Genomic DNA, 13,824 nt, shown 5'->3' with positions numbered 1-13,824 from the left:
GTCAGATCGCTCCTCGTTGGGGGATCTCGAATACGTCACCGGAGGCCGGCCAACTTGAGGTGGGCGGCTGCGGAACTGCGGCGTCCACACCAGCCTTCGGGCGGAGCGCCGCCGCAGCACACTCATCGACGAGAGAGATCAGCTTCCCGGTCGCCCAGAAGACATCGGGGGCGACGTCCCTGAAGATCGGGGTCTTCGACGCCTGAGCCCGCACGGTAATGGTGGAGAACACCCCACCTCCGACGGCTCCCGCCTCGCCGATCGCGCCGCCGGACCCCGGTGGCATGTAGTGCCGGCCCGCGAAGTCCCGCGACTCCTGCAACGACAACTTCACTCGCTCGGCACGTTCCTGCACCGTCACCGTGTCGCCGGTCTCCGGGACACTCGATCCCACACCCGTATTCGTGGCGCCCGTTCGCAGCCATTCGGTGAGGTGTGTGGCAGCCGACAGCCCGAAGATGCCGCTGACCTCGTCCTCCGCCGATCCGTCATAGATTCGCCGCAGGGCCCGGTACGGCAGCATCGACGACATCACCGGCGGTTCATGCGACTGCGCCATCGCCAACAGCACCGATTCGAGGACCGCGGGCAGCCAGTCGTAGTCCGCCGAAAACTCCGACGGAGGGGTCAGCAGCGGGTTCGGGAACTCGAGCCACCGCCCCGCCTCCTCATCCCAGATCCGGGCCGGTTCCACGAACGGCGCCTGGGGCAGATGAATACGACCGAGGATCTGGCCGAGGATCCACCCGGCCACCAGAGCCCGACGCTCAGCGACGTGCATCGGCAGTGACGCCGCTAGCGGACGCGCACGCCGCATCGTCCAGAACGCCTTCCGCTGGGACGGCGACGACTCAAGCCACTGCCGTGCCGCCGGCTCGAGCACCGAGTTGTACGCCAACGGAGAATAGTTGGGGTAGGACCCGAAGATGTCGATCCGCTTGATCTGCTTCTCGTCGCTCAGCGCATTCTTGAGGACCTCTTTCGTCTTCTCATCGATACGCGAACCCTCATCCAGGGCGGCGACGAGATCCTCACCCACCTGCAACCCCCGGAACGGGACCGACGAGAACTTGAACCGATACTCCATCTGGCGGTCGCCGTGAATAGCCTGCAATGCCTGCTCATTCACGCTCGCCAACGGTTTCGCGAGCGAGATGGCCTGCCCGAACTTCGAGACCACGTCCCGGTGACGACCGGCAAGTTCCGACTCCGCAGCACCCACACCGGTGACGAACTCCTGCAACGACACCGAACAGAACTTGTCGAACGACTCGCCCGTGCGCGCCACATACAGACGAGCACGCGAGAGCAACTCAGCGGGCCGAGTGTGCACGTCGTACTTGGACGGCGACGAGATGATCGACTCCCCCGTCCCGGGATCAGTCGGGAACACCCGCGACCGCCACGTCGCGATCCGTTCGACCAGCGGCAACTCCTCCCCCGGTGCTCGCGTCCCGTCGAGGGTCTGCCACTGCCCCGTGATCACCCGCGCGGCCGCACGGACCACCGACTCACCGAAACCGCGCTGATCGACGCTCTGCAACCCCACTGACGCGGGCAGGTCGAGCTCGTACCGTTGCTTGAAATCGGTGGAGCTTGTCAACATCACCTCGTTGTTCGCTTCCGCGAACCGGCTGGGCACCCGCTCATCGCTGTCCGACGGCCACGCCGCATACTGCGTGGTCTGCAGCCGCGCCAGCCCCAGGTCACGAGTCTGCTCCTGCGACGCCTGCCGCAGGAGTGTGTGCGACTCGTTCAGCGCCGCGATCAGCGGATCGAAAACCTCCGCCACCATCGCACCCGCCGCCGCACTCAGATGCGCTGACAACGATGCGTAGATCTGCCGCTCGACCGTCCGCCGCGCCCCGTCGAGGGCGCTGTGAACAATCTCGTTGGAGTTGGCGATGTTGCCCCGCAACGCCGCCAAGGTGGTTCGCACGTCCTCCGGAGGAGCGGCGATATCCTGCGGCGCGTACTTGCTGATGTCCTGCGTCGTGGTCAAGATGTCGTTCTGCATGTACTGCGACACCCGTTTGACCAACGCCGTCGCATACGGCAACCCGAGCTCGGCGATCGCCGTGGCGACGACCCCCTCGAGCCGGCGGGCGAAGTCGAGATGCCAGCGATAGGCCCACGAGTACGCGGCGCTCTGTGCACCCGAGAGCAACGCGGCCCGCCGCACACTCAACGCGCGGTTCACCTCGGGTACCCAACTGGACGCATTGAGGCCGTTGCCCGAGGGGATGTAGTCACGCAGTTCGCCGTCCACCACCTGCGCCGACAAGGTGAGCGCGTCACTCGACGGGAGGACGGTGGAGGTCACCCAGTTGCCGATGTCCAACGGCAAGTTCGACCCTGCCGAGACTGCCGGCAGACCGAGCCGTGCGCGGATGTTGCCCCACTGGTTGTCGAGAATCGCACCGGCCTGCTCGTCTTCCGACGCCGGATTCCCGATCTGCACATGTCCGCGGAGCAACTTGTCGGCGCTGCTCCGGGCCAATCGTTGGGCCGAGTACTCGGCGTAGCGATCGCGCCCCATACTCAGGCTCGCGAACCCGAAGGTTCCCCACGGCAACGGATCCCAGATCTCGTTACCCCAACCCAGGTATTCGCGGCTGCCGGGCAGGCCACCACCGTTGGTCAAGTCCCACTCGACGAACTGCTGCGTTGCCGAGACGCTCATCATCAGTGCGGACAGCCCACGGCCCAGCCCTCGATACACCGCATTCGGGGTGCCGTCGCCGAACAAGGTCCGTTCGGCCCCGACATACCGGCCGACCGGGAACACGCGCGCGAACGGGATCAGTTCACCTTCACCGTTCTGCTGCCCCAGTGCCCGCAGGATCGACACGTCGTGGTCACGAGCGGACCCCGTCTGACTGGCTACGATCTCCCCGAGCATCGCCAGGGCATTCGCCCGCACTCCGGTGGTAGCCGACGCGTCCAGCCCGTCGAAGATGTCGGGTGCCACCATGAACACACCCATCAGGCGTGGATCGACACCGGGAATCAGGGTGAGGAGTCGACAGATGTCAAGGGCCATCGACGCGCCGGCGCCGCCGGCCATCGAGGACACCACCAGAACAACCGGACGCTCGGCCGAGTCGTACTTCCCCGCGCCGGGAACATCGAGATTGCGCATCTCGGCCTCGGTATCGACGAGGAACAGCTTCTCCCACGCCCGCTGAAGCGATTCACGCACTGTCACAGCCCGACTCAGCGTGATCATCCGGCCCAACGCACGGAACTGACCCGCTCCCGTGCTGAGCGGGGTGTGCACGGTGGCAGGATTGCGCGGCGCCCACGTCGCGATCGTGTCGAGCTTCTGCTTGCCGGCGAACTGCTGACTCATCGCGTTGTCGAGAACGTTGTAGCTGTCACTCTGCGGACCGGTGCCCACATACTGGCCACCCTGGTCACGCACATTCCCCATGCCATCCGGACCGTGCGACGGCGCGGTCGGGACATCCAGATGAATGAACTGCCAACCAGCGGGAATGTCGTTCACGCCATGCGCAGCCAGGTCCGACCGCAGCTGATCCATCATGTAGGCCAGTGTGGCTCCGCCTGAACCACCGCAACCGACGACGAGAAATCGCCTCATTGGTCACCCTCCACCTTGTTGTCGATCCGGGTTGTCGTTGTCGCCGAGTGCGTCATCGATTGCTTCCGCCCCGAAAGGGGTCGAACGGGTCTGATGGGGCCACGCCCGGACTCCCGCCGCCGAAGAGCGGCGATGAACCCTGCGGAGATCCCCCGAACGGATCGAACGAATCCGCTGAGCCGCTCGGCGCCGGCGTGCCGGGCGATCCCGATGGCGGTGTTGCCCGCGCCCGCAGATCCGACAGGACGCCCGGCAACCGACTCCGCAGGTCGTCGACCAGTCCGCTTCTCACCGTCGGCCCCGCGTCGTCTCCGACGAGCAGGACCACGGTGGCGGCATCGGCCGGACCCGCCAGGTCGTGGAGCACAAACCAGGTGTTGTGCACAGCCAGGGGCAACCTCGCCTGAGGCCCCGGTCCGAACATCGACGGAGTCGATCCCGATGCCCCGGCTCGGGCACCGGACTCAACCACCACAAACCCCGCCCCGACGGGCGAGCGACCAACGTGCGTCCTCAACACCAGGCCCCCGATGTCGAGCTGCCGCGCCGGCGACTCAAGCCCCCGAACGACCTCGATGAGATCTCGATCGGTAAGCGCAAATGGCCGACCATCACGGAGAACCGTGGCTCCCGAAACAGTGACAGGGAACTGCTGCGCCTTGAGCGTGCGCGCAGGTATCCGCGCCGTGAACCACTTCCCGCCGTACAACAGCAGCAGCGGAATCCCCGGGCCGAGCAGAAGAGCCACGACCAGCGCAAGAATGAAGTTGCTCTTATCCAGCGGCTTTTCAAGCGCAGCGGTGAAGGGCACATCGACCGGAAGCGCTCGATCCAGCTCGCCTGCAGGCGCAACCATCAACGACACGGACCCATTGACGACACCATTGACCGAGTTCGGAACGGACAAAGACACAGGAATCGACCCGGTCTGCCCCTCTTCGACCTGAACACATTCGGCGGCGCCGGCCGTCGAGGAGGCGACAGTAAGGCTGCCGGCCCCGTCCGGCGACGCCAGCACCGAAGCCGGAGGTGATTCGGGAAGCCACACACACCCGGGACCGGTGACAGGCACATCCACACCGAACTGTCCGGAACCTTCGACCGTGCCGAAGTCAATCTTGGACGGCAGCGTGGGAAAACCGATGGGCGGAGCAATCGCGAGCGAAATGTCGACCGACTGCGGAGCCAGCGGCGTACCGGGTTCGGTCTGTCCAGACACCGTCGTCGCATCCGCTGTGGTGACATCCAATGTGAGGCGAAGTGTCGCCTGGCCCGCTGGCACGTCAGTGAGGTCAAGAATCACCGGCTGGTCGATCCGGTCTTTCGGAATACCGGACGCAACTGTGCGCCGTTGACCATCCTGCCCGATCAGAACCACCGACAGAGCAGCCTTACCGAGCAGTGCCTCCGGATCGACCTCGGAGCGCACAGAATCGACGATGGCAAGGTCCACCGGCACGGACGACTCGCCGCTATGTATCGCGACGGTGTGCTGCCCCTTCCACGCCGGAAACAGATTGCCCGAGATATGGATGTTCGACTTCGAGCGCGCCGATGACGAACCGGCAGGGTCGACGAAAACCAGGGACCACAAACCCTGCCACTGCGGCGCCGAAGCATTCGTCATCTCGATCGAGATCGTCCGGGGCGACTGCCACCGGTAGTTGATGCTGACGCCACCGATATCGGTTCGCCCCTCCTGACCGGTGTCCGGCAACGGAACCTGATCCCCGAGCGGCGACACCAGGGTCGGAATCAACCCCTCCGTATCGGCCGACCCGAGCACCGCGACACTACCGATCGACCGGTCCAGCACGAAGCGGTGCTTACCCTCCTCACACACGATCTGAGCGCAGACTCCCGCTTCCCGCGCCACCGGTGACTGCCCCGGCGTGCTGAACGCATCGAAAGCGAAAAGCAACTCATCGATGTTCTGGGCCAGATAAAAGTCGCCCGGGCTCGGCGACGAGATCGCCCCACATGTCGTGGAGCCCGACGGCTCACCCGTCGCGATCGACCTCATCACGTCGAAATCTGCAGGCGACGCCGTCCCCGCGGCGAGACCAATACCGAAAAGCACGACACCGGACGAACGCAATTGGTCGGCGACCCCACCGGGCCGGCAGATCGATTCCGTCGCCGTCCTGACCACCTGATCCACCCCGGCCTGAGAGTCGAGGGACATCTCCGGCGCATAGGGTTTGCGTGTATCCCCGCGTGAGGTGAAATCGATCTTTCCATCCGAGAACCACGCAACGGCCTGACACGAGCCGGCACCGTCGACGCCCGCGGTCCGCGCCGCAAGGGTCTCGCGTGCGCCGTCCAAAGCCAACCAGTAGTCGGTATCGATGCCCTGGTTGCGAGTGCGGAATCCGTCCAGCGCACCGTTGATGGCAGGCAACGTCCCGTCGTCAAGCGCAGTCCACTCAAGATCGACGGAATACCTTTCGGCGAACCCTGCGACGGCGACATTCAAGTCGACGCCGGACGAATTCTCGAATGCGGCGAGCTGTCCGACCAGGTACTCCGCCGACGCAACACGCGCCGCACCTGGGTCGGACGTCTGCAAGCTGGACGACTCGTCGATCATCAATAGCAGGTCGCCCGAACGCTGAGACGCCAGACAGGCACCGAAGTCGGTGACCGCTGTGCCCGATGGAGCGGCAGCGGCTGTCATCGGACTGACAACTGCCCCGCCAGCAGCGCAGGCGAGGAGGGTAGCTGCCACCGCCATCCGTATCGAGATCCTCACAGCCGGCCCACCCAATCTGCGACTCGCAACGCACCGATCACAATTCCGACTCCAGCGACCACCAGCACACCCCAATACACCGCGGTGATCCACGTCGGCTGCATATACACCGGGGCAGCCCGACGTTTCGTGTCCAGCAAGGTGAACGCCGATAACACCCCGATCGCACCGGGACCGGCCAAAGCCCAACCCGCAATGGCCAGCGGACCAGAACCGCCCGCCAAAACACCGATTACAACACCGAGCGCGGCGACCGCACCAGCTACCGCAAGGAGCCAGATAGGCGGGGTCGCCACCGTCAGACCTCGCCCACCACCGGATGCGCCCGGACCCGTGCCACCCGCACTCGGTGTGTTTGAAGGCTGGGCCGGTAACCCGCCTAGGTACGACGGCGACCGGGCGGCGAAGGGATCGGAAGCGAACGGGTCCGAGGGTGGGGTCACCGTGACATCTCCTGAGTACGCGAAAATGGGCGCAACGGCCCCTGACCAGGCCCGTAAGTCATCCTCGCACAGATTTTTCGGCGACCATGTCCGACACTCGTCCCCCCTGAAAGTAGAAAATTGCCGTCAGTATTTCACCAGTCGCAGACTTGCGCAGTCAGTCATGCAAACGACATAGCCCGCGGCAAACGGAGCAGCGAAACCAAGCACTTCCCCATGGTCGATTCCGGAACACAAGCACCACACAACTTCCGCACCCGCCTGCTCACAATCGTCGAGGAAGCACCACGCGCGGTCGACTCCCCCGTCGAATGACCAAGTCAGCACACTCGACCAGCCGGTATCACCGACGCTCGACTGATTCCGCTCGCCGCCGCCCCTACACCGGAGTGCATACATGTGTTGCGGCGGGAACTAGCACCGCACACCAAATAAGGTCCGAAACTGACGTCATCGGGTCCACCCGAGACGCTCACCCGGAAGGAACGCACATGTACGAAGTCAAGGCCACCCACCTCACCAATGCGCAGGGCTTTGCCTGCGAGATCTATCCGGACGTGTTCGTCGTCAAGGGCGGACCCGTGCTCTCAACCTACGCGGGTCCAGCCAACGGATACTGCCCCTGCGATCCGCTACCACCCGACATCGATGCTTACTTCGAGATCGACGACTCGCAGCTCAAGCGAGCGGCCCATTGGGCCACTCCAATCTATCGGCCCCGGCGACGGTAACTCTTAGATCGGCCAGCTTAGGTAGCCGACAGCGGCCTCCAGGTTCGCGGACTCGTGCATTCGGCGGCCGCTGTCTAACCAAGCTCAGCGTCACCGAGCCTGCGTCGGCGGATATGGAGTTGCATTGGCCGGAAGCCCAACGAAGGCCCCGGCGACTTCCCCTCGTACGATTCGCGCATGGTGGTAACGGATTCGCCCAGTGATGATCTCGTACCTACATGGTCGAGCAACGTCGACATTGCGAAGTGGGCTATTGCACAGGGGTACAGCGACCGAACGTACCCGTTCAACCGTGACGGCCTGACCCAGTTCAAGACCGACTTCCCGACCCAGCGGTGCGGGCTCTACCTGTTCGAGTGCGCTAACCATGACATATACATCGGCATCGCGAAGGATGTCGCCCACCGACTGCCGCACCACCTCAAGAAACACCCCGACGTGCAGATCTTCCGCTTCCTGCCACACCCCGGCGATGAACCAGAGCGACGCAAGGCCGAGCGGCAACTAGTCCGCGACGCGCAACTCGCAGCGCTAGTCGTCCGAAACCGTGAACACGCCAGCGGCCACGTCGGACCGTCGACCCTCGATGCACTGATCACCGAATCCGAACAGAATGCATGGTTGCATGACCCGACCAGTGTCAACGCCCACGACCAGTCACGACTGATCGAACTGGGTCCCAGTCAACTCGCCGCCCATGACAGTGACTTCCGACGCCTTCAAGAACACCCCCGCTATCCCGAGATCGTAGAAGCACTCGGCCTGTATGCCGCCCAGTGCATTCCATTCCCGCGACGAACCGAAGCGACCTTCTGGACCGTGAGTTGCTTCCCCAACTCCAACCGGAGACGGATCTTCTGCGTCTCGATGGCCGCACTGGAAACGTTCTACATCGCCGTCTCCGACGACGCGGACATGATCAGAGGAGTGGTGTTCGTCGACAAGCGCCACCTTCCGAGCGGCAGGTGGGGCCGGGCACTCCTGGCAGCACGCGGAGTGATGTTCGATGACGACTACACCCACAAATCAGGCGGCGCATTCGAACAGTGCCTGTTCATCGACGACATCCGTCATCTCCGCTCGGCCCTGAGGTCCAAGCACGTTCGCGGAGCCGCCGCAGCATTCAACCTCGATCTGATGCGCAAACGTCAGTCCGCCTACAAACCTTCACACTGCCGACAACTCGCCGCGGCCGCACTCGAACCCACCGACCGATAGACCACACCAGCGACGCGTTCCGATCCCGCCGCAAGCAGACATTCGACAAGACGGGCCAAACTCTTCGACATGCCGGACAGTGTGGCGCCGGAATCACCCTGAGCACGGTAGCCACCCGGAAGCTACCGGCGCATCACCTCGTGAAAACAACCATTGCCATGCGAGAGCCCGAAAAGGCAGACGCCGCATATAGACCGGCCAAATGACATTCACCTGAATGACTACCCCGAAGAACCGTCAGGAATCACACTGGATCACTGTTCGGTTCCGATCCTGCAGCGCCTTACCGACCGACTGGCACAGCATCGCAACGACCGTGTTCACGCTTGCGTGAATCCCACCACTGTGAAGGACGAGCGTCACGTGCCACGCGCCTACCCCTCCGCCACCGAGGACAACTACTTCAGACTAAAAGAGTCCTACGACCTGGAACTCGCGGTGGCGGTTGCACGCACCTATCTCGACGCCGCGATCGCGCATCCCAAGGATACGATCGATGTGGGTTGGTCGATCAGCTGCCTACCTTCGACCGGGGCAGGACGTCGCTTGTTCACCGTCAATGTCGGCGCCGTCGAGGGTGCGTGCATGTCGACAATCATCGAAAACGGCGTCGTGGACGGCTACATCATGACGGTCTACGTCGACCGCCGCACCCTGGAGGCGGCATCGGGACAGGCTCTGGCAGAACTCGAACGGCGGTTCGAGAACGATGTGTTCTTCGACAACGCCACTCATGCCATGTTCAAAGGCCGGGCGGTCAGTCTGTCCACGGAGGTATTCGTATCGAGCCCTGGGTTCCCTCCCGGCCTTCCCTGGCAGCGAGCAGCGGCCGCTCTCGCCGATCAGCTACTCGACGAAAGTAAGTGCCTGTACTCGCGGTACCACAACAAGTAGCTCGGCGAGGACGTTCTCCGTGTGTATTGATCACCACTCACTGGCTCAAGCATTTATCCCGGCCGGCAACAGGCATCTGGGTTCGGGCGCGAAGAGGAGGTTTTGATCGAGGTCAGTACCAGCGAGCAGCGACCGGTTCGGTCGTGGGCCTGGCCAGGACTCTCGAGCAACGATCCTCAGGCCAACCGGACGCTGTGGATCACAGGATTCGACGGCTAGCGTCGCCCTCGAGATGTACAAGGCGGTGCTTGATTGGACCACCCACCCGCTCGAATGTTTCGTGAGTGAACCGGCGACTGCCGCAGAAATTGCCTGACCGACTGGATCGCCTTCAGTACCGTTCTTGTGTGGAGCTGAATCGACTTATCTCGGAGTACGCGGCCGCACCGCCGCTCGATGGACGGATCACACTCCCTCAAGAATGGACCACCCTCGCGCGTGCCCGCCTGGGTGACGAAGACGCAACCGAGGTCGTGGAACGTCTGAGTGGACACCTGGACCCGGGCACCGACGCTGCAGTGAAGTTGGCGGCCAAGCGGATGAAGGCTCCCACTCGCTGGCCGCAAGGCGTGCAAGGACTCCAGCATCTGGTGAACGGTGGCGAATCACCGCTTGGTCAGTGGCGAACAATCTGTCTCGGCCAGGCGGAGGACATCGCCGGGCGAGCCGCCCTTGTGGACACCACAACGCTCGCCAGCGCCATGGGGCTCATCAGCGGAGGCGATGTCCCCGCTACCCCCATGACCGTTCTCGATCTCGCGACGCTCCTCAATACGCTATGCGTCTACGACACGGTCTGCTACCTCGAAAATCCAACGGTGAGCTTACGCGAGCTTGAGACCGTTTTCGGGCCGGATCTGTTCATCGAGCTACCGATTGAATCCACGGCTGAGCCCGGCGCGGACTACGCCGCGCTCGGCGACATCCGCAATTCTTTGCGGGCTCTCTACAAGGGCCGCACAGTTCCCTGGCTCAACGACCTCCGCAAAGGTCGACTCGGCACAGCCGAGCAGCAGAAGGCGTTGGTCCGAGCATGGGAGACGATCCTGGCCCGGCCATGCGACCCGGCATGGTTGCTCCGAGACCCAGATGAGGGCAAGAGTGCCGATTACCCGGACATTTCTTGGCGGAGCCCGACCGACCTTCTCCTGTCGGATATCGCCAGCGCCGACAGCTACGCTCTGGCCCGCGAGGAAGAACTGCTGATGGCGCAATCTCGTTCTGGACGCCGACATTCAAGTAATAAGAAGGAGCGCTCGGTTCTCGCCCAGACAAGTAACGCGCGGGCACTGTTCAACACGAACTTGGCCGAAGTGCTGGGCGTCAGATACGCCGCGAACCTTCCCCGCATTCCCATACTCCGCTATCTCAGCGACGCCACGCGAGGCGAGATCACCCAACTCCTACGGATTCCAGCCGCCGCAGCAGAACTCGCCGACGTCTTCGGCAACCAGATCGGGCCCGCCATACGAGAGCAACCAGAGTTCCTCGAAGTGCCCTTCTTCGCCTCCTACATTCTCCAGAAATCCTGCACACCCATGGAAATACCGGAGGTTCTGAGGTCAGCGCGTGAGAAGACTGAAGTCTTCCGTTCCCGGCTGACCGAACTCAACGAGCAAGTGAAGGCAGGCAACGGCAAAGCGCGGGCCGACCTTCAGGCCGCGCTCAAAGCGGAACACGGCCACCAAGCCTGGACAGCCCGCGGCTTCCTCCAAACGGTCTCCTCAGTGCTGACTCTCACCGTGCTGTTGACCGACCCTGGATCCCATGTACTAAGCGCGGTCGCAGCATCGCTGTCGGGCATCGTGACAGCCGACACAATACGACCGATCCTGGGACGGGCCAGGATGCAGTATGAACTGCTGGGCGGCCTGAAGCCCACGGTGAACAGCGCATCCGCGGTCGATAAACTCTGGGGCGTCGCAGATCTCGAATCCTGGGCCGCGCGGACACAATCCCTGGCCTCGGTCACCTAACCGTGTGAGGAGGGCGAACCAGGCGCCTCCCACCTGCGATCGGGCCGTGGACCTACGGGACGTGCCAGACGTCATCCTTTTTCATCTTCGCGCCACCGCTGTCCCTGCATTGTCAAGTTCAATCGCCCGCCTCAACGCCGATCGTGGCGAAGCCGGGCCCTTCCATTGCTCCGGTCCTTTCTCTTGCACAACGGATCCGGCATGCATTACCAGATGAAATCGTGAGTCATCGGCATCGTGTCGATCGTGATCGCGCTCGCCGACTTCGCCGTCAACACCGCCGGTTGGCAAATGTGGTCACGCACGTTCCGTCGCGGCGCCGAGGGGTCTGCGGGCATCCACTGACGCAGCTTACCGATGCGTAGGTCGGTTGAGTCGAGCCACGGTGGATCTGTCCGAGGCAGGTTTTCGTCCACCGAAACCCGACTGGCCTCCTCTACAGTGAGTTGTTTCCTCGCGGGACTCAGAACGCCGAAGATTCGAGAGTTGACCCGTCCGGTGGATGATGTCCTTTCAGCCAAGATTTTCTGTCCGATTTGTCATTTTCGATGCATGCAGTGGAGTGCAGCATTTCGGCTGAGCACGCATCACCGATTGGACGTAGAGTTGGTTTGTAAAAGGGACAAAGGAGTTGGAATGGCGCGCCAAATAGTTGTCGAACACGTCGACGATATCGACGGCACTCCCATTGCGGAGGGAAAAGGTGAAACTATCGCCTTCTCAGTGAATGGAATCGAGTACCAGATCGACTTGTCGGCGAAGAATGCAAAAGAGTTCTACAAGAAACTCGATCACTACATCGATCACGCCACGAAGGTGGGTGGCCGCAAGAATCGATCCGCGGGCACACTCACGTCGGGTGATGAGGTCAATCGGAAGCCTGTGCGCCGGGAGCGCGACCACGTGGGAGCGGTGCGGGAATGGGCTCGGGAGCAGGGCTATGACATTGGTGTCCGCGGGCGCATTCCTACCGATATCGCGGATGCGTACAACGCTGCTCACTGACGACCGCTAGGAGAGCGCAGTTGTTAGTTGAGTTCGACGGCCGAGTGGATGGAGTGGGAGGCTGAGGGACGAGGCGGGAGTGCGGGTGGCATGTCTGCGAGAAGCCCCTGCTCTAAGACTTGCCATTCGACGCGCATGCCAGGTCTTGGAGCAATCCCGACCAGTCCCCGTCCTTCCGGGGAGCGATTTGTCAATCGAGTAACCGCCCCGATCTCCTTCGCGGACTCTCGTTAGAATCCGACCCATTCTGAACAGCCCGATCGATAAGTAATCGCGACGCCTATTCATCGATTCGGCGGCGTTGTTCTAGCGCACACATGCTTACGCCACCGCCATGATGTACCGAAACCGCATCCGGCCGACCGCATTCACCACACATCGAATCAGCATCGAACGCCTGATGGCCGTCGGCCACGCCCGGTTCGCCGCCGCACCAACCGAAACGTGGATTTCCGGCCGCCGTCTCGGTGAGGCCACTCGGTGACCTGCGGTACTGGCATCGACACTGGTGCGGACGGGGTCACTCCGCACGGCGATGGGACCGACCGACACCAACGTCCCGTCGGATGCGCTAAACGAAGGTGCCGACTCGCAAGTCGATGGTCGTACCGCAATCGTCCAGTTCACGAGCGAACACTCTGCCGCCCATTATTGGGCGGCTAGCGCTGCACAAAAAGGCGATGTGCTGGACGTCGCGTGAACGAACCCCGCCTCGCCGCGCGATCAGTCGCGCTAGTCCGGATCGGCGAGACCACGGGTTGCGGACCCCCTTGTTGAGGCTCAACCGCGGGGACCAATCCGGCGATAGGAAATGGGGACCGCACCCACTGGACGCGGTCCCCACGTGACACTGGTCAGACAGAGCGTACGTTCGTGGCCTGCGGGCCCTTCTGCCCCTGGCCGACCTCGAACTCCACACGCTGGTTCTCATCGAGCGACTTGAAACCGCTGCCCGAGATCTCCGAGTAGTGCACGAAGACGTCCGGAGTTCCATCGTCGGGTGCGATGAAACCGAAGCCCTTCTCACCGTTGAACCACTTCACAATGCCCTGCGCCATGCCGATACTCCCTCAATCTCGATCCGGACCCTCACATCGAGGTTCCGATGAGTTTCGTCAAGTGATCTGGCCCCAGTGATCGGCATGAATTGCGGCCCCACTGGTGGGGGTCAGGCGCGTTTTCGGTGGTGGGTCTTGCTGGT

At 63.0% G+C, this 13,824-nt stretch carries 9 protein-coding genes; 5 read left to right on the top strand and 4 right to left on the bottom strand.

Annotated features, from left to right (window positions below):
• Position 1: 1 nt before the first annotated feature.
• From ACFU5V_RS41795 to ACFU5V_RS41785, 3 genes are read right to left on the bottom strand one after another with little or no spacing between them, the layout of a single operon-like run.
• Positions 2-3,604: a tubulin-like doman-containing protein gene (locus tag ACFU5V_RS41795; RefSeq protein WP_378707134.1), complete on the bottom strand. Its 3,603-nt coding sequence runs from the start codon at positions 3,602-3,604 to the stop codon at positions 2-4.
• Positions 3,605-3,656: 52 nt separating this feature from the next.
• Positions 3,657-6,338 (bottom strand): hypothetical protein, encoded by a 2,682-nt coding sequence (locus ACFU5V_RS41790; protein WP_378707132.1) that lies wholly within the window; start codon positions 6,336-6,338, stop codon positions 3,657-3,659.
• Positions 6,339-6,352: 14 nt separating this feature from the next.
• On the bottom strand, positions 6,353-6,652 hold the full coding sequence (locus ACFU5V_RS41785; RefSeq protein ID WP_378707130.1) for a hypothetical protein: 300 nt from the start codon (positions 6,650-6,652) through the stop codon (positions 6,353-6,355).
• Between the two features lie 638 nt (positions 6,653-7,290).
• On the opposite strand from ACFU5V_RS41785, the gene ACFU5V_RS41780 reads away from it, so the two are divergent.
• From ACFU5V_RS41780 to ACFU5V_RS41760, 5 genes are all read left to right on the top strand, one after another.
• On the top strand, positions 7,291-7,530 hold the full coding sequence (locus tag ACFU5V_RS41780; RefSeq protein WP_378707129.1) for a hypothetical protein: 240 nt from the start codon (positions 7,291-7,293) through the stop codon (positions 7,528-7,530).
• Between the two features lie 177 nt (positions 7,531-7,707).
• Positions 7,708-8,748 (top strand): hypothetical protein, encoded by a 1,041-nt coding sequence (locus ACFU5V_RS41775; protein ID WP_378707127.1) that lies wholly within the window; start codon positions 7,708-7,710, stop codon positions 8,746-8,748.
• A 330-nt stretch (positions 8,749-9,078) separates the two neighbouring features.
• Complete coding sequence (locus ACFU5V_RS41770) at positions 9,079-9,642, top strand: hypothetical protein (protein WP_378707125.1); 564 nt, start codon at positions 9,079-9,081, stop codon at positions 9,640-9,642.
• Between the two features lie 347 nt (positions 9,643-9,989).
• Positions 9,990-11,618 (top strand): hypothetical protein, encoded by a 1,629-nt coding sequence (locus ACFU5V_RS41765; RefSeq protein ID WP_378707123.1) that lies wholly within the window; start codon positions 9,990-9,992, stop codon positions 11,616-11,618.
• 636 nt (positions 11,619-12,254) lie between these two features.
• Complete coding sequence (locus ACFU5V_RS41760) at positions 12,255-12,623, top strand: Lsr2 family protein (protein WP_378707121.1); 369 nt, start codon at positions 12,255-12,257, stop codon at positions 12,621-12,623.
• A gap of 854 nt (positions 12,624-13,477) precedes the next feature.
• Here the strand turns inward: ACFU5V_RS41760 and ACFU5V_RS41755 are convergent.
• On the bottom strand, positions 13,478-13,681 hold the full coding sequence (locus tag ACFU5V_RS41755) for a cold-shock protein (RefSeq protein ID WP_005242781.1): 204 nt from the start codon (positions 13,679-13,681) through the stop codon (positions 13,478-13,480).
• Between the last annotated feature and the right edge of the window lie 143 nt (positions 13,682-13,824).

Source organism: Rhodococcus sp. NPDC057529, assembly GCF_042802055.1.
Taxonomy (GTDB): domain Bacteria; phylum Actinomycetota; class Actinomycetes; order Mycobacteriales; family Mycobacteriaceae; genus Rhodococcus_F.
Note: the sequence above shows the minus strand (reverse complement) of the source record. Positions and strands in the feature narration are given on the sequence as shown.